General features: G+C 70.2%; 23 protein-coding genes. 10 read left to right on the forward strand and 13 right to left on the reverse strand.

The window, feature by feature from the left end:
- Positions 1 to 12 precede the first annotated feature (12 nt).
- Genes nuoN through RT051_RS02580 form a run of 3 tightly spaced genes read left to right on the forward strand, consistent with a single transcriptional unit; the run spans position 13 to position 2,327 of the window.
- On the forward strand, positions 13 to 1,506 hold the full coding sequence (gene nuoN, locus RT051_RS02570) for an NADH-quinone oxidoreductase subunit NuoN (RefSeq protein WP_313071063.1): 1,494 nt from the start codon (positions 13 to 15) through the stop codon (positions 1,504 to 1,506).
- Between the two features lie 24 nt (positions 1,507 to 1,530).
- Positions 1,531 to 1,872: a DUF2818 family protein gene (locus RT051_RS02575; RefSeq protein ID WP_313071066.1), complete on the forward strand. Its 342-nt coding sequence runs from the start codon at positions 1,531 to 1,533 to the stop codon at positions 1,870 to 1,872.
- Positions 1,869 to 2,327: a DUF1178 family protein gene (locus RT051_RS02580; protein ID WP_313071071.1), complete on the forward strand. Its 459-nt coding sequence runs from the start codon at positions 1,869 to 1,871 to the stop codon at positions 2,325 to 2,327. Before RT051_RS02575 ends, RT051_RS02580 begins: the two co-directional genes overlap by 4 nt.
- A gap of 12 nt (positions 2,328 to 2,339) precedes the next feature.
- Here RT051_RS02580 and RT051_RS02585 read toward each other — a convergent pair whose 3' ends face one another.
- Positions 2,340 to 2,708 (reverse strand): hypothetical protein, encoded by a 369-nt coding sequence (locus RT051_RS02585; RefSeq protein ID WP_313071074.1) that lies wholly within the window; start codon positions 2,706 to 2,708, stop codon positions 2,340 to 2,342.
- 64 nt (positions 2,709 to 2,772) lie between these two features.
- On the opposite strand from RT051_RS02585, the gene RT051_RS02590 reads away from it, so the two are divergent.
- Entirely contained in the window at positions 2,773 to 3,441 is a 669-nt protein-coding gene (locus RT051_RS02590; protein ID WP_313071079.1) for an ATP-binding cassette domain-containing protein, read from the forward strand.
- Between the two features lie 44 nt (positions 3,442 to 3,485).
- Here RT051_RS02590 and gdhA read toward each other — a convergent pair whose 3' ends face one another.
- Both gdhA and mutL read right to left on the reverse strand, forming a co-directional pair.
- Complete coding sequence (gdhA, locus tag RT051_RS02595; protein WP_313071081.1) at positions 3,486 to 4,829, reverse strand: NADP-specific glutamate dehydrogenase; 1,344 nt, start codon at positions 4,827 to 4,829, stop codon at positions 3,486 to 3,488.
- Positions 4,830 to 5,112: 283 nt separating this feature from the next.
- Positions 5,113 to 7,035 carry a DNA mismatch repair endonuclease MutL gene (gene mutL / locus RT051_RS02600; RefSeq protein WP_409520522.1) on the reverse strand — a complete coding sequence of 641 codons (1,923 nt, stop codon included), beginning with the start codon at positions 7,033 to 7,035 and terminating at the stop codon, positions 5,113 to 5,115.
- A gap of 88 nt (positions 7,036 to 7,123) precedes the next feature.
- Here mutL and RT051_RS02605 point away from each other — a divergent pair, with 88 nt between their 5' ends.
- The gene (locus tag RT051_RS02605) at positions 7,124 to 7,777 is read left to right on the forward strand and encodes a DedA family protein (RefSeq protein ID WP_313071089.1); all 654 of its coding nucleotides are present in this window, start codon (positions 7,124 to 7,126) and stop codon (positions 7,775 to 7,777) included.
- A gap of 62 nt (positions 7,778 to 7,839) precedes the next feature.
- On the opposite strand, the gene RT051_RS02610 is transcribed toward RT051_RS02605, so the two are convergent.
- From RT051_RS02610 to tsaE, 4 genes are all read right to left on the reverse strand, one after another.
- Entirely contained in the window at positions 7,840 to 8,073 is a 234-nt protein-coding gene (locus RT051_RS02610) for a glycine zipper domain-containing protein (RefSeq protein WP_313071093.1), read from the reverse strand.
- Between the two features lie 146 nt (positions 8,074 to 8,219).
- Positions 8,220 to 8,552, reverse strand: coding sequence for a cupin (locus tag RT051_RS02615; RefSeq protein ID WP_313071098.1), 333 nt, complete (start codon positions 8,550 to 8,552; stop codon positions 8,220 to 8,222).
- Between the two features lie 38 nt (positions 8,553 to 8,590).
- The gene (locus tag RT051_RS02620; RefSeq protein WP_313071102.1) at positions 8,591 to 10,135 is read right to left on the reverse strand and encodes an N-acetylmuramoyl-L-alanine amidase; all 1,545 of its coding nucleotides are present in this window, start codon (positions 10,133 to 10,135) and stop codon (positions 8,591 to 8,593) included.
- On the reverse strand, positions 10,132 to 10,671 hold the full coding sequence (gene tsaE, locus RT051_RS02625) for a tRNA (adenosine(37)-N6)-threonylcarbamoyltransferase complex ATPase subunit type 1 TsaE (protein WP_409520521.1): 540 nt from the start codon (positions 10,669 to 10,671) through the stop codon (positions 10,132 to 10,134). The genes RT051_RS02620 and tsaE overlap by 4 nt, the downstream gene beginning before the upstream one ends.
- Between tsaE and queG the strand changes: the two genes are divergently transcribed.
- Entirely contained in the window at positions 10,651 to 11,736 is a 1,086-nt protein-coding gene (gene queG, locus RT051_RS02630) for a tRNA epoxyqueuosine(34) reductase QueG (protein WP_313071106.1), read from the forward strand. The two genes, tsaE and queG, sit on opposite strands and share 21 nt — an antisense overlap.
- 5 nt (positions 11,737 to 11,741) lie before the next feature.
- Entirely contained in the window at positions 11,742 to 14,468 is a 2,727-nt protein-coding gene (locus RT051_RS02635) for a diguanylate cyclase (RefSeq protein WP_313071110.1), read from the forward strand.
- Between the two features lie 30 nt (positions 14,469 to 14,498).
- Here the strand turns inward: RT051_RS02635 and RT051_RS02640 are convergent, their stop codons facing one another.
- From RT051_RS02640 to RT051_RS02650, 3 genes are all read right to left on the reverse strand, one after another.
- Positions 14,499 to 14,936, reverse strand: coding sequence for a DUF1850 domain-containing protein (locus tag RT051_RS02640; protein ID WP_313071114.1), 438 nt, complete (start codon positions 14,934 to 14,936; stop codon positions 14,499 to 14,501).
- Positions 14,937 to 14,938: 2 nt separating this feature from the next.
- Positions 14,939 to 16,993, reverse strand: coding sequence for a TRAP transporter permease (locus RT051_RS02645; RefSeq protein ID WP_313071118.1), 2,055 nt, complete (start codon positions 16,991 to 16,993; stop codon positions 14,939 to 14,941).
- A 79-nt stretch (positions 16,994 to 17,072) separates the two neighbouring features.
- Positions 17,073 to 18,032, reverse strand: coding sequence for a TAXI family TRAP transporter solute-binding subunit (locus RT051_RS02650; RefSeq protein WP_313071121.1), 960 nt, complete (start codon positions 18,030 to 18,032; stop codon positions 17,073 to 17,075).
- 154 nt (positions 18,033 to 18,186) lie between these two features.
- Here RT051_RS02650 and xerD point away from each other — a divergent pair, with 154 nt between their 5' ends.
- Positions 18,187 to 19,098 carry a site-specific tyrosine recombinase XerD gene (gene xerD / locus RT051_RS02655; RefSeq protein WP_313071124.1) on the forward strand — a complete coding sequence of 304 codons (912 nt, stop codon included), beginning with the start codon at positions 18,187 to 18,189 and terminating at the stop codon, positions 19,096 to 19,098.
- Between the two features lie 13 nt (positions 19,099 to 19,111).
- Here the strand turns inward: xerD and RT051_RS02660 are convergent, their stop codons facing one another.
- The gene (locus RT051_RS02660) at positions 19,112 to 20,347 is read right to left on the reverse strand and encodes an HDOD domain-containing protein (RefSeq protein WP_313071128.1); all 1,236 of its coding nucleotides are present in this window, start codon (positions 20,345 to 20,347) and stop codon (positions 19,112 to 19,114) included.
- A 195-nt stretch (positions 20,348 to 20,542) separates the two neighbouring features.
- Between RT051_RS02660 and RT051_RS02665 the strand changes: the two genes are divergently transcribed.
- Entirely contained in the window at positions 20,543 to 21,067 is a 525-nt protein-coding gene (locus RT051_RS02665) for a gamma carbonic anhydrase family protein (protein WP_313071132.1), read from the forward strand.
- A 28-nt stretch (positions 21,068 to 21,095) separates the two neighbouring features.
- Entirely contained in the window at positions 21,096 to 22,070 is a 975-nt protein-coding gene (locus RT051_RS02670) for an Hsp33 family molecular chaperone HslO (protein WP_313071136.1), read from the forward strand.
- Between the two features lie 23 nt (positions 22,071 to 22,093).
- Here the strand turns inward: RT051_RS02670 and RT051_RS02675 are convergent, their stop codons facing one another.
- Positions 22,094 to 22,378: a septum formation initiator family protein gene (locus RT051_RS02675; RefSeq protein WP_313071141.1), complete on the reverse strand. Its 285-nt coding sequence runs from the start codon at positions 22,376 to 22,378 to the stop codon at positions 22,094 to 22,096.
- Between the two features lie 56 nt (positions 22,379 to 22,434).
- Positions 22,435 to 23,257 (reverse strand): phosphopyruvate hydratase (locus RT051_RS02680; RefSeq protein ID WP_313071145.1); only part of this gene is annotated, 823 nt, incomplete at its 5' end.

The raw sequence follows: 23,257 nt of genomic DNA on the forward strand, positions 1-23,257 counted from the left end.
GAGAGAAACGAGATGATTGACAACATCAGCTGGCTGGCGATTTACCCCGAGATCGTGCTGCTGGTCATGGCCTGCGTGGTCGCCCTGGTGGACCTGGGCGTCAAGAGCCGCCAGCGCACGCTCACCTACGCGCTGACCATGCTCACGCTGGCCGTGGTGGCGGCGCTGCAGGCCCTGTACGCCAGCGGCGGCAACACCCTCTATGGCTGGGGCAACATGGTGGTCAGCGACGCCATGGGCAACTGGCTCAAGTGCTTCTCCACCGTGGCCGTCATGGTCACGCTGGTCTATGGTCGCGGCTACGCCGCCGACCGCGACATGCTGCGCGGCGGCGACCTGTTCTCGCTGTCCATGCTCTCGCTGCTGGGCATGTTCGTCATGACCTCGGCGAACAACTTCCTGGTGCTTTACCTGGGCCTGGAGCTGCTGACCCTGTCGAGCTATGCGCTGGTGGCCCTGCGCCGGGACAGCCCGCTGGCGACCGAGGCCGCCATGAAGTATTTCGTGCTGGGTGCCATGGCCAGCGGCTTCCTGCTGTACGGCCTGTCCATGATCTACGGCGCCACCGGCTCGCTGGACATCGGCCAGGTCTTCAAGGCCATCAACGCCGGGCAGATCCGCCACCAGGTGCTGGTCTTCGGCCTGGTGTTCGTGGTCGCGGGCCTGGCCTTCAAGCTGGGCGCGGTGCCGTTCCACATGTGGGTGCCCGACGTGTACCAGGGCGCGCCCTCGGTCATCACGCTGTTCCTGGGCAGCGCACCCGAGCTTGCCGCCTTCGCCATCGTGATCCGTCTGCTGGTCGACGGCCTGCTGCCGCTGGCCATCGACTGGCAGCAGATGCTGGCGGTGCTCGCCATCGGCTCGCTGCTGGTGGGCAACATCGCCGGTATCGTGCAGACCAACCTCAAGCGCATGCTGGCCTACTCGACCATCGGCCAGATGGGCTTTGTCATGCTGGGCCTGCTGTCGGGCGTGGTGCACGGCAACGCCGATGCCGTGGCGCTGGAGAACGCCTACAGCTCGGCCATGTTCTACATCGTGACCTACGTGCTCACCTTCATGGCTGCCATGGGCGTGATCCTGCTGCTGGCGCGCGAGGGTTTCGAGAGCGATGAGATCGCCGACTTCGCCGGCCTGAACCAGCGCAGCCCGCTGTACGCCGGCGTCATGGCCGTGTGCATGTTCTCGCTGGCCGGCATCCCGCCGCTGGTGGGCTTCTACGCCAAGCTGTCGGTGCTGCAGGCGCTGGTCGCCTCGGGCCAGGGCTTCCACATCGGGCTGGCGGTGTTTGCCGTGGTCATGTCGCTGATCGGCGCCTTCTACTACCTGCGCGTGGTCAAGGTGATGTATTTCGATGCGCCCGTCACCAGCGTGCCGTTCTCGGCGCCGCTGCAGGTGCGCGTGGTGCTCACCCTGAACGGCGCGCTGGTGCTGGTGCTGGGCCTGCTGCCCGGCGGGCTGATGACCCTGTGCGCCGACGCCGTCGTGCGCGCGCTGGCCACCTGAGCCGTCCGGGCCCAAGGCTGAGCGATGACGCAGACTGCCGCCATCTGGCTGGTGATCGTGGCCGCTTTCGCCGCTGCCAACCTGCCTTTCCTTACCGAACGCTGGCTGCTGGTCGGTCCCCGGCGCGGCGGCCTGGCCAAGCCGTTTGCCATGCGCCTGGTCGAGCTGGCGCTGCTGTACTTCATCGTCGGCGCGCTGGCGCTGCTGATCGAAAAGCGCGCCGGCCAGATCGCCCCCCAGGGCTGGGAGTTCTACGCAGTGACCGGTTCGCTGTTCATCACGCTGGCGTTTCCGGGTTTCGTCTATCGGTACCTGGGCCGGCGCCGCAATTTCGCGATCGAGCCGGAGGCCGCGGAGGGCGCATGAAGGTGCTGGACCTGCTGTGCCGCCATGACCACGCCTTCGAGGGCTGGCTCGGCTCGGAGGAGGACTTCCAGGACCAGCGTGCGCGCGGCCTGGTCTGCTGCCCCCTGTGCGCCAGCAGCGAAGTGCGCAAGGGGCTGAGCGCGCCCCGGATCCACCTGGGGGCGACGCAGCCCCCGCCTGAACGGCCTGCATCCGGAAAGGCACCCGCCGCCCCCGAGGCCCTGCCTGCCGAGCTGCAGGCCGCGTGGCTGACGCTGGCCAGGCACATCGCCGCCAGCACCGAGGACGTGGGCCCGCGCTTTGCCGAAGAGGCCCGCCGCATGCACCATGGCGAAACCGAGGAGCGCGGCATTCGTGGCCAGGCCACGGCCCGCGAGACCGCTGAGCTGCTCGACGAGGGCATTGCGGTGCTGCCGCTGCTGCTGCCCGACAGCGCCAAGACGCGCCTGCACTGAACCCCGCGCACGCTACTGCGGCCCGAAGCGCTCGACAAAGGCGTCGGCGAACGCGGGCCCGCCGCTGAGCGAAAAACTGATCGTCACCCGTTCCGCGGCGCCGGCCTCGATGGGCGGCTGCACGTTGCCCTGTGCGGAGTCGAAGCGCAACTCGCACAGGGGCTGGCCGGCGCGCTCGCACTGCAGGTCGTATTGCCACAGGCCACCCAGCTCCTGTGGGCCCTGCAGCGCGCCGAAGGCGTCCTCGGCCCAGGCCAGTATGCTCTGCACCTCGGCCAGCAGGGACGGCAGCCGCCCGCGGTCCACGCTGGCGATGGCGTCCCAGGTGGAGCGGCCTTCCTCGTCCTCGCTGTAGTCAAAATCCAGAAAGTGCAATGCCATGACAAGCCCTCCGTCGGCAGAAACCAGGCGACGGAGTGTCGCGCAACCGCAGGCGGCCGCGGCCGTGGCCCTGCGGGTCCGGGACCTGACCTTCGCCCACGACGGCGCGCAGGTCGTGGTGCGGGGCTGGAGCCAGGACTTCCCTGCCGGCCCGTCGCTGCTCCTGGGGGACGAAGGCAGCGGCAAGACCACGCTGCTGCGCCTGCTGGCGGGCGAGCTGACACCCCGGTCGGGAGGCCTGCAGCTGGTGCGGGCGGACGCGCTGGCGGGCGCTGGCGCAGATCCGGTGGAAGCCCTGGACGCATCGGACAGTGCTGCCTGGCGCAGGCAGGTCTTCTGGCACGACCCGAACGGCCCCTGGGCCGATGGCGACGACCGCGTCAGCGCCTGGGCCACGGCGGCCGAGCAGGCCCACCCGGGCTGGAGCCGGGCGGCCTGGCAACGGCACGTGGCGGGGTTTGGCCTTGCGCCGCATCTGGACAAGACGCTCCACCAGCTCTCCACCGGCAGCCGGCGCAAGGTGCTGCTGGCGGCAGCGCTGGCCAGCGGCGCACCGCTCACGCTGATCGATGAGCCGGTCGCCGCGCTGGACCGCGCCTCCATCACCTACCTGTGCCAGGCCCTGGCGCAGCACGCGCGTACCCCGCCGGGCGAGGCGCGCGTGCTGCTCGTGGCGCACTACGACAGCCTGGGCGACCTGCCGTGGCGGCGCGTCGTGCCGCTGCCAGGCTGAACGCCAGGGCGGCGCGCCCCGCACCCGCTCGGGGCCTCAAGGCGTCAGACCACGCCCTGCGCCAGCATGGCGTCGGCCACTTTCACGAAGCCGGCGATGTTGGCCCCGGTGATGTAGCTCACGCTGCCGTCATCGCGCCGGCCATGCTCCACGCAGGCGGCGTGGATGCCCTGCATGATGTTGAACAGGCGCGCATCGACCTCGTCGCGCGTCCAGCACAGACGCGTGGAGTTCTGGCTCATCTCCAGGCCCGAGGTGGCCACGCCGCCAGCATTGCTGGCCTTGCCCGGGGCGTAGAGCACGCCCGCGGCCTCGAAGACCTTGGCGGCCTCGTTGGTCGAGGGCATGTTAGCGCCCTCGGCCACGCACAGCACGCCGTTCCTGATGAGGGTGGCCGCGTCGTGCTCGTCCAGCTCGTTCTGCGTGGCGCAGGGCAGGGCGACGTCCACCGGCACCTGCCAGGGGCGCAGGCCCGCCTCGAAGCGCACGCCGGTGCGCGCGGCGTAGTCGCTCACGCGGCCGTAGTGGTGGTTCTTCACGTCCATCAGGATGGCGAGCTTCTCGGGGGTGAAGCCTTCCTCGTCGATGATGGTGCCGCTCGAGTCCGAGACGGTGATGACCCGCGCACCGCGCTGCATGGCTTTCTCCACCGCGTACTGCGCCACGTTGCCCGAGCCGGACACGGACACGCGCAGCCCGTCGAAAGAGCGGCCACGGGTCTTGAGCATCTCCTCGGCAAAGTACACCGTGCCATAACCCGTGGCCTCGGGGCGGATCAGCGAGCCGCCGTGGGACAGACCCTTGCCGGTGAAGACGCCGGCCGCCGTGTTGGCCAGCTTCTTGTACATGCCGGCCATGAAGCCGACCTCGCGCCCGCCCACGCCGATGTCGCCGGCCGGCACGTCGGTGTCGGCGCCGACATGGCGGAACAGCTCGGTCACGAAGGCCTGGCAAAAGCGCATGACTTCGGTCGGGCTCTTGCCCTTGGGGTCGAAATCCGAGCCGCCCTTGCCGCCGCCCATGGGCAGGGTGGTCAGCGCGTTCTTGAAGGTCTGCTCGAAGGCCAGGAACTTCAGCACCGACAGCGTGACCGAGGGGTGGAAGCGCAGGCCGCCCTTGTAGGGGCCGATGGCCATGCTGTGCTGGATGCGGTAGCCGCGGTTGATGTGCACCCTGCCGTGGTCGTCGAACCAGCTCACGCGGAACATGATGACGCGCTCGGGCTCGACCAGGCGTTCGAGCAGGCCGTGTTCGGCGTAGCGCGGGTTTTTCTCGATGAAGGGCCACAGGCTTTCCATGACCTCGGTGACGGCCTGCAAGAACTCGGGCTGGCCGGGGTTGCGCTCGGCGACGTACTCGAGAAACTGCTCTACGGACTGGTGCTTCATGACAGGGAGCCTTTCTGCTCGGAAAAAGCCTTTGCGGCGGTGCAGCATGACATTATGCCGAAACAGCATGCACTCATGCATAACCTGAGTGCGACTCCGCGTTATCGGGATATTTTTCTGCTGGTTTTCAGCATGCATGCAACACCCGCTACTTCTCGGCGAGCGAGCATGGCCCGTGCCGCCGCACTCAGGTGGGCAGGTCAGGGGGGGATGGAAAGTGGCCGCGCCTGTTCGAGGCTGCGCCGTCCTGCAGAGCAGCGCCACGCCAGATGCGCGCGGCTGCTCAGCGCCCTCGCAGGAAGAGAGCGTCCAGTTCTTTCAGGCTCAGCTGGCGCCAGGTCGGCCGGCCGTGGTTGCACTGGTCGGAGCGTTCGGTGGCCTCCATCTGGCGCAGCAGGGCGTTCATCTCTTCCAGCGTCAGGCGCCGGTTCGCCCGCACGGCGCCGTGGCAGGCCATGGTCGCCAGGATTTCGTCGCGCGCCCGTTGCAACACCGTGCTGGCCTCGTAGGCGGCCAGTTCGGCCAGCACGCTGCGGGCCAGCTCCACGGCGTTGCCCTGCGCAAGGGCCATGGGCACCGAGCGCACGGCCAGGGTGCGCGGCGAGAACGGCACCACCTCCAGGCCCAGCTGCTCGAGCGCTGCGCCGCAGGTCTCGGCCGTGGCCACTTCCTCGGGGGTGGCGGCGAAGGTGGCCGGGATCAGCAGCGGCTGGCTGGCCAGCCGCGTGGCGCTGTCCGCCTGGGCCTTGAGCCGCTCATAGACGATGCGTTCGTGGGCGGCATGCATGTCCACAACGACCAGGCCGCGGGCGTTCTCGGCCAGGATGTAGATCCCGTGCAGCTGCGCCACGGCGCGCCCCAGGGGCCAGTCGCCGGGCTCGGAGGCTGCAACCGGTCCGTCGCCGGGCACGCTTGCGCGGTCCGCGATCGCGCCGGCAGGGTGGCTGGCAGGGCCCCACAGGGCCTCCAGGTCGCTGACCTTGTGGCCTGCTGTGGGGGATTCAAAATAAATAGCAGACTGTCGTTGCTGGGCAAGGGCTGGATGCGTATTTCCCTCGAAACCTTCCGGGGAGATATCCGGGGTGGTGCCCGGGTTGGCCAGGGGGCCGGCCGCTGGCAGCTGGGCCTGCATTGGCTGCGTGTCCGCTGCCTGGCTGCGCGGAGCGGCCAGCGCGCTCTCAACGGCCTGGCGCACGGCCTGGTGGACTTCACGGCTGTCGCGAAAGCGCACCTCGATCTTGGTCGGGTGCACGTTCACGTCCACGCGCTGCGGGTCCATCTCCAGGTGCAGCACATACACCGGCTGGCGCTGGCCGTGCAGCACGTCCTCGTAGGCGCTGCGCGCGGCATGGGCCAACACCCGGTCGCGCACGAAGCGCCCGTTGACGTAGCAGAACTGCTGGTCGGCGCGCGAGCGGGCGGCATCCGGCAGCCCGGCATGGCCGGTGACGGTGACCGGCCCCAGCCGGTGGCGTACTGCCACCGCGTCCCGCACGAAATCCTCGCCCAGCACATCGGCCAGGCGCCGGGCCAGCGCCGCCTGCCAGGCCGCCTCGTCCCCGCGCTGCGCGGCCGCCAGCGCGGGCCGCCACTGTTCGAGCAGACGGCCCTCATGCCACACGGCAAAGCCCACGTCCGGGCGCGCCAGCGCGTGGCGGCGCACGGCCTGCAGGCAATGCGCCAGCTCGGTGGCGTCGCTCTTGAGGAACTTGCGCCGCGCAGGCGTGGCAAAGAACAGCTCCTTGACCTCCACCGTCGTGCCCTGGCTGCGCGCGGCGGGCCGCAGCTCGCCGCTGTGCGCGTCAAGCGAAAAGGCCAAGGCCTCGCCCGCCGTGCGCGACAGCAGCGCCAGCTCCGACACTGAGGCGATGGCGGCCAGCGCCTCGCCGCGAAAACCCATGGTGGCGACCGATTCGAGCTCCTCCAGGCTGCCCACCTTGCTGGTGGCATGGCGGCGCAGCGCCAACGCCAGCTCGTCGCGCGCGATGCCCAGGCCATCGTCCTCGACTGCGATGAGCCGCACGCCGCCGGCCAGCAGGCGCACGGTGACCTGGGCCGCGCCCGCGTCCAGGGCGTTGTCCACCAGCTCGCGCACCACCGAGGCGGGGCGCTCGACCACCTCGCCGGCAGCGATCTGGCTGATCAGCGTGTCGGGCAGTTCACGGATGGGGCGGCGGGAGGGAGGATCGGAGGGCACGCGGACGATTCTATGCAGGCGCGTGCGGCCCCACTGGTGCCCGGGCGGCTACATTACGGCGCGGCGCGCGGGGGGCCGCGCCCGCACCGAGGTGACCGTGGAAGCTGTTTCTTTTCTGATCGATTTCATCCTGCACGTGGACAAGCATCTGGCGGACTTCGTCGCCAGCTACGGGCCGTGGGTCTATGCCCTGCTGTTCATCATCGTCTTTGTCGAGACAGGGGTGGTCGTCATGCCCTTCCTGCCCGGCGACTCCTTGCTCTTCGTGGTCGGGGCGCTCAGTGGCGCGGGACTCATGAACTTCTGGCTGGCCTGCGCCCTGCTGCTGGCCGCAGCCATCCTGGGCGACCAGTGCAACTACACGATCGGGCGCTATTTCGGCCCCAAGGTCTTTCAGTGGGAAGGCTCGCGCTGGTTCAACCGGCGTGCTTTCGACCAAGCCCATGAGTTCTACGAACGCTACGGCGGCATCACCATCGTGCTGGCGCGTTTCATGCCCTTCATCCGCACCTTCGCCCCTTTTGTGGCGGGTGTGGCGGCCATGCGCCGCAGCGCATTCACGGCCTACAACGTGGGCGGCGCGGTGTTGTGGGTGCTGGGCATCTGCACGGCGGGGTATTTTTTCGGCAACCTGCCCTGGGTGCAGCGGCACCTGGACAAGATCATCTGGGCGCTGATCCTGGTGCCGGGCCTGATCGCCATCCTGGGTGCCTGGCGCGCCGGCAAAAAATCCGCCCGAACTCCTGTTTAAATAGCAAAAGGCCCAAGCCTGTCAAGGGCTTGGGCCTTTTTTGGCTGCCAACTCTGGCTGGGTCAGCGACGGCCCTGCCGGTTGTCCCGATCCTTGCCGATCTGGTTGCCGATCAACGCGCCGGCAGCCGCCCCACCCACGGTCGCTGCCGTGCCGCCCACGGCGCTACCCAGCGCACCGCCGGCGACGGCGCCCACGCCCGTGCCGATCTGGGCGTTGGAAGGGTTGCTCGAACAGCCAGCCAGGCCCAGGGCGGCGGCGCAGGTGGCGGCACACAGATAGTGGCGGAAATTCATGGTGGTGCTCCTCGCTATGTTGGGGCTTGACGCCCGACCCGAAAAAATGGGACGGTTTCATTATTGCCGCAGGCCCGGAGCCGCACGTGTAGGTGCGCCCTGCGACGCCATGTAGGACCGTCCGGGGCGCGGATTCGCACCCGGCATCAGGCCGCCAGCAGGCAAAAAGTGACCAGCAGCGAGGCGTCCCGCAGCGCATGCAGCGAGTAGGGCGTCGCGGCCCGCAGGTGCAGGAAGTCGCCGGCGCGCAGCGTCTCGGCGCTGCCCTCGGCGCGGAACTGTGCCTCGCCCTCCAGGCAGTACAGCGTGGCCTCGCCCGGTGCGCCGAGCTGGTGCATGTCCTGGCCGGCAGCCAGCACCACGCGGATGACCTCCAGCTGGCGGGCCTTGATGATGGCGAACGAGGGGGTGTCCGCCACACGCTGGCCCAGCGGGTGCAGGTGGACGACCTGGGTGGAACGGGCATGCGGCAAGGCCATGGGGGTCTCCTGCACGGACCGCCAGCGCTGCCTGCGCCCTACACGGTGCGGCTGCGCGCCAGCGGTGGGTTCTTGGCGAAGTATCGGGTGATGCCGCGCATCAGCGCGTCAGCCAACTGCTCCTGGTAGGCGGCCGAGCGCAGCTTGGCCTCCTCCTCGGGGTTGCTGATGAAGGCGGTCTCCACCAGTACGCTCGGAATGTCCGGGGCCTTGAGCACGGCAAAGCCGGCCTGTTCCACGCGCGGCTTGTGCAGCTTGGCCATGCCGCCAATTTCGCCCAGCAGCACGCTGCCGAGCTTGAGGCTGTCGTTGATCTGCGCCGTGGTGCTCATGTCCAGCAGCACGCGCTGGACGTTGCGGTCCTGGCTGCCCACGTTCACCCCGCCGATCAGGTCGGCCTGGTTCTCCTTGTTGGCCAGCCAGCGCGCAGCCGAGCTGGAGGCCCCGCTCTGGCTCAGCGCGAACACGCTGGCGCCGCGCGCGGCGGGGGTGGTGAAGGCGTCGGCGTGGATGGAGACGAACAGGTCGGCCTGTACGCGCCGGGCCTTGTCCACCCGCGTGGCCAGCGGCACGAAGTAGTCGCCATCGCGCGTGAGGAAGGCGCGCATGGGGTTGCCGCTCACCGTGGTAGCGTTGATGCGCTCGCGCAGCAGGTGCGCCACCTTCAGCACCACGTCCTTCTCGCGCGTGCCACCCGGGCCGATGGCGCCGGGGTCTTCGCCCCCGTGGCCCGGGTCGAGGGCAATGATGATCAGCCGGTCGGTGACGCGCACCGCCGGCGCGGCAGGGCCGGGGCGGGCCGCGGGGCTGGCAGGCGGCAGGGCCGGTGGCGCCGCCGTGATGGCGGGCGCTGCCGGAGCGGCCGGAGCAACTGCGGCAGCCGGTGGCACGGCCGCCTTGCCCGGCAGGGGCAGGGGCAGGCCCATGGGTGCGCTGCCGTGGCGTGCGATCAGCTCTTCCAGGGGGTCGGCGGCCGAAGGCACGGAAGGCGCCGGCGGGGGCAGGGGCGAGGCCAGGGCCGGCGGCGGTCCGGGCAGGGCTGGTGCCGGGCCCAGCGAGGCCAGCGCCGCTCCATCGCTCAGGCGCTCGGAGATCAGCGCCTCCAGGGGGTCCAGGGTCTTTTCCGGATAGAGGTCGAACACCAACCGGTGCTGGTAGGCGGCCACGGGCTCCAGGGTGAAGACCTGCGGCAGCGCCGCCTGCTTGAGATCCACCACCAGCCGCACCACGCCCGGGGCGTTCTGGCCCACGCGGATGCCGGCGATGTTGGGGTCGTCGGGCTGCACCTTGGCCACCAGCTCGCGCAGCGAGGCGTTGAGCTCCAGGCCTTCGATGTCCACCGCCAGGCGCGGCGGCGTGGCCACGAAGAACTGGCGCGCCACCAGCTGCCGGTCGGACTCGATGGTCACGCGCGAATAGTCCTTGGACGGCCATACGCGCACCGCGACGATGCCCGCGCCGCGGGCGATCTGCTGCGCGCCCAGCAGCAGCACCACGCTGCCGGCGCGCAGCAGGGAGCGGCGGCTCGGGCCGGGGCCGCGAGGCGAGAGGGTGGGGGAAGGAGGGGACGCGTCGTGGTTCATCGCATCTCGGGCTGGCCGTGCGCCAGGCCCTGCAGCACGTCCAGTCCGCGCGGGGTGCGGGCTTCGCAGGTCACGTGCCGGGCCGAATCATCGTCGGCCTGCAGGCAAATGGCAATATCCGCGGGCGGCAGGGCGGCTCCCGCGTTCTGCGGCCACTCGGCCAGTTTCAGTCCGGGGCTGGCGAAGACATCGCGAAAGCCGGCGTCCTCCCACTCGCGCGGATCGCTGAAGCGGTAGAAATCGAAGTGCCAGATGGCAAGCCCCGGCGCCTGGTGCGGCTCGACCACGGCATAGGTCGGGCTCTTGACGCGCCCGGCCACGCCCAGGGCGCGCAGCAGGTGGCGCACCAGCGTGGTCTTGCCCGCGCCCAGGTCGCCGTGCAGGGTGATGAAGGCGTCCCGCAGCCCCGGCTGGCGCGCCAGCGCGGCCGCGAACCGGCGCGTGGCCTCCTCGTCGGGCCAGCGCAGCCGCAGGGTGAGCAGGGCGGGTGGCGGGGTTCCTACAATTTGGCCTTGATGGTCAGCAGCAGTAGTCAACTCATTCCTCGCATACGGCAGTGGGCGCGCGAACTGGGATTTTCCCAAATCGGCGTGGCGGGGGTGGACCTGTCCGGCGCCGAGCCCGGCTTGATGCAGTGGCTGGCCCGGGGGTTTCATGGCGACATGCACTACATGGCGGCACACGGCACGCGGCGCGCACGGCCGGCCGAGCTGGTGCCCGGCACCGTGAGCGTGATCACCGCGCGCATGGACTACCTGCCCAAGGGTACGCCCCCGGGCTGGCAGGCCATTGAATTTGCCCGCCTGGAGCGCCCGCAGGAGGCCATCGTATCGGTCTATGCCCGGGGACGCGACTACCACAAGGTGCTGCGCGCGCGGCTGCAGAAGCTGAGCGAGCGCATCGCCGAGGCCGTTGGGCCCTTCGGTCACCGCGTCTTTACCGATTCCGCCCCGGTGCTGGAGGCCGAGCTGGCCAGCCGCAGCGGCCAGGGCTGGCGCGGCAAGCACACGCTGGTGCTCTCGCGCGAGGCCGGCTCCATGTTTTTCCTGGGCGAGATCTACGTGGACATGCCGCTCGAAGCCACGCCCGCCGTGAGCGCGCACTGCGGCTCCTGCCAGGCCTGTATGGACGTCTGCCCCACCCAGGCCATCGTCGCGCCGCACCGGGTGGACGCGCGCCGCTGCATCTCCTACCTGACCATCGAGCACGCGGGCAGCATCGACCCGCTGCTGCGCCCGCTCATGGGCAACCGCATCTATGGCTGCGATGACTGCCAGCTGGTCTGCCCCTGGAACAAGTTCGCCCAGACCAGCAGCCTGCCCGATTTCGACGTGCGCGCCGGCCTGGTGGTCCAGCAGCTGGTGCAGCTGTTTTCCTGGGACGAGGCGACCTTTTTGCGCATGACCGAGGGCAGTCCCATCCGCCGCATCGGCCACGAGCGCTGGCTGCGCAACATCGCCGTGGCCCTGGGCAATGCGCTGCGCGCTGCAAATGCGCAACAGGCCCGGGAGCTGCGGGTGGCGCTCGAGCGCCGGCTCGACCACCATAGCGACCTTGTGCGCGAACATGTGCAATGGGCACTTGCGCAGCAACCGGGCTGACTCCCATGGTTCCCTCCCCTTCGGTGCTCACCGTCCGCGACCTGTGGAGGGCCGAGCACACGCGCTCGCTGCGCGTCGCCCTGGTGGCGCTGGCCGGCCTGGCCGTGGCCATCGCCGCCTACTGGTCGGCGCTGCTGGGCGGCCAGCAGGCGCAGCGCGACGACGCGCAGGCCCAGAGCCGGCTGCGCGCCGGCCAGATGGCGCTGGGGGTCTCCATCCAGGTGCAGACCCTGCTGGCCGGGCTGGACTACACGCTGCAGAGCCTGGCTGAGGTCCACGCCGCGCGGGACGCGGGTGCCTTCGACCAGGCGGTGCAGGCCATCTACCGCTCCTACCCGAGCGACGCCGTGCTGCAGATCGCCGTGGCCGACGCGCAGGGGCGAATCACCTACTCCAGCCTGGAGCCCGGCGGGCGGCCCCAGGCGGCCGTCTCCATCCAGGACCGGGAGCATTTCCAGACCCACGTGCGGGGTCAGACCCCGGGCCTGTTCGTGGGCCGGCCGGTGCTGGGCCGGGTGTCGCAGCGCTGGACCATCCAGCTCAGCCGCGCCGTGCGGCAGGACGGGGGGCTCACTGGCGTGCTGGTGCTGTCGCTGGCGCCCGAGCACATCGCGCAGTACTTCCAGGCCATCGCCGGCGAGGGCTGGGACGTGGTGGCGCTGGTGCGCGACGACGGTGCCTACCTGGCGCGCTCGCAGCGCCTGCAGGCCGTGCTGGGCAACGACCTGCCACCCGAGCGGCGCCAGCTGTTCGAGCCGGGACAGACACGCGGCACCTACGAGGCCGTCTCGCCCATCGATGGTGTGGAGCGGCAGTACGCCTGGAGCCGCGTGCCCGGCTGGCCGCTGCTGGCCCTGGTCGGGCTGGACCGGCAGGCCCAGCTCGGCCCGCTCGGCAGGCAGCAGGACGCAGCGCTGCTGCGCAACGCGCTGGCCACGGCCGCCATCGTGCTGGGCGCGCTGCTGATGCTGTGGCTGGCGCTGCAGCGCGTGCGCAGCGACGAAAAGCGCCTGCGCGCCGAGCGCCACTTCGCGCGGTTGGCGCAGGAGGCGCCCGGGGGGCTGTTCCGCTTCCGGGTCGATGCCGACGGCAGCCTGCGCATGGCCTTCACCACGCTGGGGTTCCGCGCCGCGCACGGCCTGCCGCCCGATGCCGACCTGCGCGACATGCGGGCGCTCAACCACAGCATCCACCGCGCCGACCTGCCGGCCCTGGCGGCGTCGATGCGCGCCAGCTTGGCCGCGCGCAGCCCCTGGGACCACAAGTACCGGGTCAACGACCCCGCGGCGCCCGGCGGCGTGCGCTGGCTGCACAGCCACGCCCGGCCGCAGAGCGAGGAGGACGGCACGCTGCTGTGGTATGGCCATGTGCGCGACGTGACCCACGACCAGGCCCTGCAGGAGAGCATCCGCCAGAGCGAGGAACGCCTGCGCGCCACCGTGCATGCCGTGCGCGACGGCCTGTGGGAGTGGGACATCGCCAGCGGCCGCGTGCGCTGGGACGAGCGCTGCCACGAGATGCTGGGCTACAGCGGCAGTTCGCTGCAGCTGGACCGCGAGAACTTTCTCTCGCGCGTGCACCCTGCCGACCGCGAGCGCCTCAGGCAGAGCCTGCGGCGCCATTTCGACACGGGCGAGGAGTTCCGCATCGAGGTGCGCATGCGCACGGCCAGCCGGGGCTGGCGCAGTGTGGAGGCGCGCGGGCAGGTGACGCAGCGGGGTGACAACGGCCTGCCGCTGCGCATGCTGGGCACGCAGACCGATATCCAGCAGCGCGTGGACCAGGCACGGCTCATCAGCGCTCTGCTCGACCGCGGCAGCGCCCTGGTGCTGGTGGCCACGCCGGCGCGCGACATCTCCTATGTCAACGAGCGCGCGGCGCAGGCCTTCGGCCTGGCTTCGGGCAAGCAGGACGGCAGCCAGCCGTTTCGCGCCCTGCACCCCGACGAGGACAGCTACCAGCGCTTCGGCGCCCTCTACGACACGCTCAAGCAGATCGGCGTGGTGCGCACGGAATGGCGCCTGCGCATGGCCTCGGGGCAGCTGCACTGGTTTGACATACAGGGCACGCTGCTCGACCCGCTGGACGAGGACGGGGCGGTGATCTGGACGCTGATCGACACCGATGCGCGCCGCCGCGCCGAGGAAGCGCTGGAGACCCTGGCGCTCACCGATGCGCTGACCGGCGTGCCCAACCGGCGCGCCTTCCTGGAGCGTCTGGACACCGAGCTGCAGCACCTGCACGCCGCCCTGGTGCCGGGCGCCGCCATCGTCCTGCTGGACATCGACCACTTCAAGCGCGTCAACGACACCTACGGCCACGCCTCGGGGGACGTGGTGCTGCGCGAGCTGGCGCAGACCGTGGCGCGCCGGCTGCGCCGCCAGGACATGCTGGGGCGCATCGGCGGCGAGGAGTTCGCGGTGCTGCTGTCCGGCGCCACGCCCAAGGTCGCCCTGCAGCGCGCCGAGGAGCTGCGCCAGGCCGTGGCGGAGCAGGAGATCCGGCTCGATTCGGGCACCGTGCTGTCCATCACCATCAGCCTGGGCGTGTACGGCATGGCCGCGCAGGACGAGACGGCTGCCCAGTGCCTGGAGTGTGCCGACGCCGCCATGTATTTCTCCAAGCGCAACGGGCGCAACCGCTCGACGCTGTGGAGCGCCGACCTGCCTGCCATGGACGCAGCGGCCACTGGTACCGCGCCGCACCTGGCGTTTCGTGCAAAAAACGCTTGAAAACGTTGATGGAAAACGAGATGTCGCTACTTAATCAATAGCGACGTCCTGCCCTGGAGCGGGCGCCCCGCAGGGCCGCAACAGCGTCACCCCCTGGTCCGAAGCAAGCCAGTGGCCCAGCGGTCTGCAGCGCCCGTCCAGGCACAGCTCATAGTCGGGGGTGAACTCCGAGCGCGTCAGGCGCAGTTCGGTGGCGGTGGCCAGGGCCGGGCGGTAGTGGTACCAGCCCTCTGCCAGGCGGGCATCGGGCGGCGGCTCCATGCCCGCGCCCGAGCCGCGCACCCGCGCGGCCTCGGCATGCAGCACCGGCGAGGCGCCCGGGCCATCGCCGGCCACGCGGTAGTCCTCCTCCCAGCGCACCTTTTCGATGGAGTGTGTCCAGGCCAGCGTGAAATGCGTGGCCGGCACGAAGACCGGCGGCGCGCCCGCGCCCGCAGCCGCCAGGGCCAGGCAGATGCCGGCCAGCACCTTCAGGCCCCGATGCCGCGGGCGGGCGCTGCCGCCAGGCGCCGGCTGCGCCAGCCGTGCCACACCAGCAGCAGCGCCACCCCGGCCAGGCCCGCCTCGTCGGTCAGCGGCAGCGCTACCACCAGGCAGCTCGCCGCGGCGATGGCCACGATGCGCTCGGCCCAGTTCATGGGCCCGATCAGGAAGCCGATGGCCCCGGCGCCCCACATGGCCACCGCCACCAGGGCCTTGAAGACGACCCAGGTGGTGTCCAGCCAGTTGCCCTCCTGCAGCATCAGCGCCGGGCTGTAGACCGCCATGTAGGGCACGACGAAGCCGGCCACCGCGATGCGCACCGCCTGGATGCCGATCTTCAGACCGCTCTCGCGCGCAATCGGCGCGGCGGCGAACGCCGCCAGCGCCACCGGCGGCGTGAGGTCGGCCATGATGCCGAAGTAGAAGACGAACATGTGCGAGACGATCAGTGGCACACCCAGCTGCAGCAGCACCGGCGCGGCCAGCGAGCTGGTGATGATGTAGTTGGGAATCGTCGGGATGCCCATGCCCAGCACCAGGCAGGTCAGCATGGTCAGGAACAGCGCCAGGAACAGGCTTTTCTCACCGAGGGCGATGATGTGCCCACCCAGCTCGGCGGCCACGCCCGTCAGGTTGATGATGCCGATGATCACGCCCACCAGGGCGCAGGCGATGGCCACCGGCAGGGCATGGCGCGCGCCATCGGCCAGCGCAGTGAGCGCCAGCCGGCGCGCGTCGCCACCGCGGCGCAGCACGTAGGTCAGTGCCACCAGCACGGCGGTGATGGCCATGAAGGTGCCGACGCCGAACCAGTAGAAGCCCGCACAGGCAAAGCCCAGCAGCACCCAGAACAGCGAGCGCAGGGCCGTGCCGCGCACGCCGCTGATGACGGCCGCGCCGAAGATCAGGATGACGGTGAGCGCCAGGCCCACGGTGCCCGAGAACATGGGCGTGTAGCCCGAGAACAGCAGCCCCACCAGGCCGATCAGCGGCAGCAGCAGATACCAGCGCTGGCGCACGGCGATCCACGGGTCGGGGCACTCGTCCTTGGGCATGCCCAACAGCGATTTGCGCCCGGCCTCCAGGTGCACCATCCAGAACGCCGTGAAGAAGTAGAGGATGGCCGGGATGACGGCGGCCTTGACGATGGCCACGTAAGGCACGTTGATGGTTTCGGCCATGATGAAGGCCACCGCCCCCATCACCGGCGGCATGATCTGCCCGCCCATGCTGGCCGTGGCCTCCACGCCGCCGGCAAACGCCGGGGTGTAGCCGAAGCGCTTCATCAGCGGGATGGTGAACTGCCCGGTGGTGACCACGTTGGCCACGCCCGAGCCGTTGATGGTGCCCATCAGCGCCGAGGAAATCACCGACACCTTGGCCGGCCCGCCGCGCGTGTGGCCCACCGTGCCCAGGGCGAAGTCGTTGAACAGGTTGATCATCCCGGCCTGCTCCAGGAAGGCGCCAAACAGGATGAACAGGAAGATGTAGGTGGACGAGACGTAGGTCGGCGTGCCGTAGATGCCTTCGGTGCCGAAGGCCAGCGTGCTGACGATCTGGTCCATGCCGAAGCCCCGGTGCGCGAGCATGCCCGGCAGGTATTCGCCGAACATGCCGTAGGCCAGAAAGATGCCGCAGATCAGCGGCAGGCCCCAGCCCATGGCCCGGCGCGCGGCCTCGAACACCAGGGCGATCAGCACGATGCCGATGACCCAGTCCATGGAGACCAGCTCCCCGGCGCGCGCCGTGAGGTCGGCCTCGTAGATCCAGTGGTAGAAGCTGAAGGCAAAGCCGACGAGCCCCAGCGCCCAGCCCAGCGCGCGCCCGGCGCGGGCCACCGCGGGCGAGCGGTGCTCGCCGGGCGGGTACAGCGCGAAGATCATCAGCAGCACGAAGCCGACGTGGATGGCGCGGATGACCTGGCTCGACAGCGGCTGGAAGGCCGCCGTCCACAGCTGGAAGTTCGAGAACGCGATGGCCACCCAGAACAGGGCATTGCGCCGCGCGGGTGCCGGCTGGGCGGTGGTGGGGGTTTCGCTCATGGTGGAGTCCGTCTCATGAAAACGGCCCCTGGGTGGGGCCGTGTCTTCGTTCATTTCAGTAGGGGTCAGCCGCCCACGCTTACTTGATCAGACCCACTTCCCTGTAGTAGCGCTCGGCCCCGGGGTGCAGCGGCACCGGCATGCCCTTGGTGGCGTTCTCGCGCTTGATGGCCTTGGCGGCGTTGTGCGCGGCGTACAGGGTGTCCAGGTTCTCGTAGAGCTGCTTGGCCATCTCGTAGGCCAGTTCGTCGGAGACGCCCGAATGCGTCACCAGGAAATTGGGGATGGCGGCCGTGGCCACGTCCTCGGTCTGCCCGGTATAGGTGCCGGCGGGGATGATGGCCGGCTGGTAGGCCGCGTCGCCCACCTTGGTCACGACGTCGGCGGGCACCGGCACGACGACGATCTTCACCGTGGTCGCCAGGTCGCGGATGGAGGCCACGCCCAGGCCGGCGGACTGCAGCGTGGCGTCGAGCTGGCGGTTCTTGATCAGCTCGACCGACTCGCCAAAGGGCAGGTACTCGACCTTGCCCAGGTCGTTGTAGGTCATGCCGGCGGCCTTCAGGATGGCGCGGGCGTTGAGCTCGGTGCCCGAGCGCGCCGCGCCCACCGAGATGCGCTTGCCCTTCAGGTCGGCCAGGGTTTTGATGCCGGCGTCGGCATTGGCCACGATCTGGATGTAGTTGTTGTAGGTGGCGGACAGGCCGCGCAGCTTGTCGAGCTTCTTGGGAAAGCCCGCTTCGGCATCGCCCTTCCAGGCGTCGGAGACAGCGTCGCCCAGCGAGAAGCCCACTTCCCCCCGGCCGGCCTGGAGCAGGTTCAGGTTCTCGGCCGAGGCCTTGGTGACCTGGGCCGTCGCACGGGCGTTGGGGATGGTCTTGGCGTAGATCTGCGACAGCGACACGCCCAGCGGGTAATACACCCCGCTCTGGCCGCCGGTGAGCACGTTGACGAACTGCTGCTTCTGGGCGTGGGCGGTCGATGCGATGAGGGCTGCCCCGAGGGTCAGGCCGAGGCCGATTTTCTGAATCCAGCGCATGTGTGGGTCTCCTGTCTTGGTATGGGGTGGGGGTGCAAGGCGGGCAGAATAACGCAACTGCCCGCCTTGCCGCAGGCAGCTGACAAGAGCCTGAACAGGGTAAATCCTGATTGCCCGGCTGCCCCGGCGCCCCGGCCCGACCCGAACGTTTCCCATGCCCCAAGCCATCGCCCTGCCGCGCGCCGAGCAGGACCTGATCCTGCAGTTCACCGACGCCCTGTGGCTGGAGGAAGGGCTGGCGCGCAACACGCTCGACGCCTACCGGCGCGACCTCGCGGCGCTGGCGCTGTGGCTGGCCGGGCAGGGCACGGGGCTGCTGCGCGCGGGCGAGACCGACCTGAACGGTTACTTCGCCCACCGCCATGCCGAGACGCGCGCCAGCTCCGCCAACCGCCGCCTGACGGTCTTCAAACGTTTCTATCGCTGGGCGCTGCGCGAGCGCCAGATCGCCGCCGACCCGGCCGTGCGCCTGCTTGCCGCGCGCCAGGCCCTGCGCGTGCCGCAGACGCTCAGCCAGGCCCAGGTCGAGGCGCTGCTGCGCGCCCCCGATGCGGGCACGGCGCTCGGCCTGCGCGACCGTGCCATGCTGGAGGTGATGTATGCCAGCGGCCTGCGCGTGAGCGAGCTGGTCACGCTCAAGACCTTCCACCTGGGCCTGGCCGAGGGCGTGCTGCGCATCATGGGCAAGGGCGCGCGCGAGCGCCTGGTGCCCTTTGGCGACGAGGCGCGCGCCTGGCTGGAGCGCTACCTGCAGGAGGGGCGCGCCGCCATCCTGGGCCGGCGCCAGAGCGACGACCTGTTCGTGACCCAGCGCGGCAGCGCCATGACGCGGGCGATGTTCTGGGTGATCGTGAAGAAATACGCGCGCGCCGCCGGCATCACCGCGCCGCTGTCGCCGCACACGCTGCGCCACGCCTTCGCCACGCACCTGCTCAACCACGGCGCGGATCTGCGCGTGGTGCAGCTGCTGCTGGGGCATGCGGACATCTCCACCACCACCATCTACACCCACGTGGCGCGCGAGCGGCTCAAGCTGCTGCATGCGCAGCACCACCCGCGCGGGTAGGGTGAACGGGCTCTCAGACCTGCAGGGCATCGGCCCACTGCAGGGCCTGCAGATGGGCGGTGTTGACGGCAGCCTCGTCCAGGCCCAGCGCCCGCGCGGCCTGGGGCAGGGTGCCCGCGTCGCCGCTCTCGCAGGCGACCACCAGGTCGAGCAGGGCACCCGCCACGCCGCGCCGGTGCACCAGCGCCTCGGCCATGCCCGCGGGCAGGTGCAGCAGGTCCAGGGCGTCCTGCAGCGGCATGCCCAGCAGGCGGTCCAGCAGGGAGAACAGCCCGACGACGAAGGCCTGCTCCACCTCCTCGGGCGGCAGCAGGCGCGGCGCCAGCAGCTCCATGAAACGCCCGCGCACCACCGCCGTCTGGCCCACGGCGGCCGGCGCCGCGCCCCGGGCCGTGGTGAGCAGCAGCGCGGCCCAGCGAAACAGCCGGTCCAGGCCCAGGAGCAGCACCGCCTGGCGCAGCGAGACGATCTCGCGCGACAGGCCCAGGCTGGCGGAGTTGATCAGGCGCAGCAGGTTGAAGGCCAGGCCCGCGTCCTTCTTCAGCACGGCCTCGAGCTCCTCGGCCGGAGCCTGCCGGCGCACCAGGTTGAGCAGTTGCACGACGATGCCCTGCGCTGGCGTGAGCACGTGCGACTGCACCAGGGTGGGACGGGCAAACCAGAAGCCCTGGAACAGCCGCACGCCCAGAGCGGCGGCCATGTCGTACTGCTGGGCCGACTCCACCTTCTCCGCCACCAGGGTGGCGTCGCTGTGGCGGCCGGCGTAGTTGGCCAGCACGACGGCCTTGTCGGGCGCCAGCACCGACAGGTTGAGCTTGATGTAGTCGGCCAGCGGCAGCCAGGGCGCATAGGTCGATTCGAGCACCGAGCGGTCGAAGGCCAGGCGGAAGCCGCGCCGGCGCAGCGCGGCCAGCAGCGGCTCGCGCGCGTGCACTTCGGTGGCGGCGGCGTGGCCCAGGGGTGGCACCTGCAGCACTACCTGCTCGGGCTGGACCAGGTCGAGGTGGCCACGCCCCAGGTTCTCGTGCGTGCAGTTGACGAACAGCAGCAGCCGGCCGGCGAGTTCGCGGTGGCCCTCGTGCGACAGGGCGGCCAGCACCAGCGAAGCGTCGTCGGCGCCCGCGTGCGCCGCGCGCGAGCGGCCGAACAGCTCATAGCCGACTGCCGTCCGGTGGTGATCCACGATGGCTTGGCGCGCAATCAACGCGCCGGGGGCGGCAGACGGAAAGGAGGGCGGCGGGGCGGACATGGCGGGCGGGCAGGGTCCTGCGGGCAGGCACCCGGCCGAGGCCATTTTAGGCAGGACACCAGCGCGCCCCGCCGCCGATTGCCGAGCGGGAGCCTGCGGCAATGGCGCGCCAAGACCCGCGGCGTGTGGCGTGCGGGCACCCTCCCTACAATTTTGATCTTCACCAACCCAGCCACAGGCGGAAGGAAACACACGATGGCGATCTACGAACTCGACGGCAAGGCGCCGCAGGTGGCGGACTCCGCCTGGGTGGCCGACAGCGCCCAGGTCATGGGCAACGTGGTGGTGGGCGAGGACGCCAGCGTCTGGTTCGGCACCGTGGTGCGCGGCGACTGCGAGAGCATCACCATCGGCGCCGGCTCCAACGTGCAGGACGCCAGCGTGCTGCACGCCGACTTCGGCCAGCCCATCGTGATCGGCAGCCACGTCACCGTCGGCCACCAGGTCATGCTGCACGGCTGCACCATCGGCGACGGCTCGCTGATCGGCATCGGCGCCATCGTGCTCAACGGCGCCAGGATCGGTCGCCACTGCCTGGTGGGCGCGGGCGCGCTGGTGACCGAGGGCAAGGAGTTCCCCGACGGCTCGATGATCCTGGGCAGCCCGGCGCGCGTGGTGCGCCAGCTCACGCCCGAGCAGATCGAGGGCCTGCGCCAGAGCGCGCAGCACTATATCGACAACGCCCGGCGCTTTGCCGCCGGCCTGCGCAAGATCGCCTGACGCCTGTTTTTGAAAGCGAACCTACGAAGTGTCTGAACTGCACAAATTCCTGTTCGACGGCCTGCCCGTGCGTGGTGCCATCGTCCGCCTGACGGACGCCTGGACCGAACTGCTCGCGCGCCGCGCCGGCAATACCGAGACCGGGGCCTACCCCCCGCCCGTGGCCGAGCTGCTGGGCGAGATGTGCGCCGCGGGCGTGCTGATGCAGGCCAACATCAAGTTCAACGGCGCGCTGGTGCTGCAGGTGTTCGGCGACGGTCCGGTCAAGCTGGCTGTGGCCGAGGTGCGCTCCAGCCTGGCGCTGCGCGCCACGGCCACCGTCACGGCCAGCGTCGCGCCCGGCGCGCAGCTGCCCGACCTGGTCAATGCCGGCGGCGGCGGGCGCTGCGCCATCACGCTCGACCCCGAAAGCCGCCTGCCCGGCCAGCAGCCCTACCAGGGCGTGGTGCCGCTGGGCGAGGCCAGCGGCGAGAAGTTCGCCCGCCTGTCGGATGTGCTGCAGCACTACATGCGCCAGTCCGAGCAGCTGGACACCACGCTGGTGCTGGCCGCCAGCGACCAGGTCGCCGCGGGCCTGCTGATCCAGCGCATGCCGGGCCAGGGCGAAGGCAACCTGGCGCGCGGGCAGGGCGAGGTGGAGGGCGGCGACGAGGACTACCGGCGCATCGCCACCCTGGCCGCCAGCCTGACGCGCGACGAGCTTTTGAGCCTGGACGTTCAGACCATCCTGCACCGCCTGTTCTGGGAGGAGCGCCTGCTGCGCTTCGAGCCCCAGCAGGGCGCAACCGGCCCGCGCTTTGCCTGCACCTGCTCGCGCGAGCGCGTGGGCGCCATGTTGCGCAACCTGGGGCAGGATGAGGTGCAGTCCATCCTGCACGAGCGCGGCAACGTCGAGGTCGGGTGCGACTTCTGCGGCCGTCAATACCACTTCGACAAGGTCGATGCCACGCAGCTGTTCACCGAGCCGGGCAAGCAGCCGCCGGTGCCGCCGGGCGTGCAGTAGCGCGCCGCCCTGCGCCCGGGGCGTCAGCGCCGCCCGGGCGTGACGTGCACGTAGATCTCGCCCTGGCGCACCATGCCCAGTTCGCTGCGGGCCTTTTCCTCGACCATCTCCAGCCCCTCGCGCAGGTCGTGCACCTCGGCGGCCAGGCGCTCGTTGGCCTGGCGCGCCCGGGTGTTTGCGGCCAGCTGCTGGTCGATCTGCTGGCGCATGTCGCGCACGTGGGCAAGGCTGCCGCGCCCCTGCCACAGCTGCGTGTGGATGCCCACGAGCAGCAGCAACAGGATGAGCGCAACGAGACGGTTGCTCATGATCGGGGGCGGGCGCCTTCAGGCCGCGGGGCGGCGCCACAGGCGCGCGCCCGCTTTCAGCGCAGGTTGTAGAAGGCCGCGCGGCCCGGGTACTCGGCCACGTCGCCCAGGTCTTCCTCGATGCGCAGCAGCTGGTTGTACTTGGCCATGCGGTCCGAGCGACTGAGCGAGCCGGTCTTGATCTGGCCGGCGTTCAGGCCCACGGCGATGTCCGCGATGGTGCTGTCCTCGGTCTCGCCCGAGCGGTGGCTGATGACGGCGGTGTAGCCCGCGCGCTTGGCCATCTCGATGGCGGCAAAGGTCTCGGTGAGCGTGCCGATCTGGTTGATCTTGATGAGGATGGAGTTGGCGATGTGCCGATCGATGCCTTCCTTCAGGATCTTCGTGTTGGTGACGAACAGGTCGTCGCCCACCAGCTGCACGTTCTTGCCCAGGCGCTCGGTCAGGATCTTCCAGCCCTCCCAGTCGCCCTCGGCCATGCCGTCCTCGATCGAGATGATGGGGTACTTGTCGCACCAGGTGGCCAGCATGTCGGTCCACTGCTGGGCACTGAGCTGCACGCCGCCTTCGCCGGCCAGCACGTACTTGCCGTCCTTGTAGAACTCGCTGGCCGCGCAGTCCAGCGCCAGCACGATCTGCTCGCCCGCCGTGTAGCCAGCGGCGTCTATGGCCTCCAGGATCAGCCCGATGGCGGCCTCGTGGCTGTCCACGCTGGGGGCAAAGCCGCCCTCGTCGCCCACGGCGGTGCTCATGCCGCGGCCGTCGATGATCTTCTTCAAGGCATGGAAGACCTCGGCGCCCCAGCGCAGCGCCTCGCGGAACGACGGCGCGCCCACCGGCACGATCATGAATTCCTGCAGGTCCAGGCTGTTGTTGGCG

It is taken from the genome of Melaminivora sp. (genome assembly GCF_032059615.1).
Taxonomy (GTDB): domain Bacteria; phylum Pseudomonadota; class Gammaproteobacteria; order Burkholderiales; family Burkholderiaceae_C; genus Melaminivora.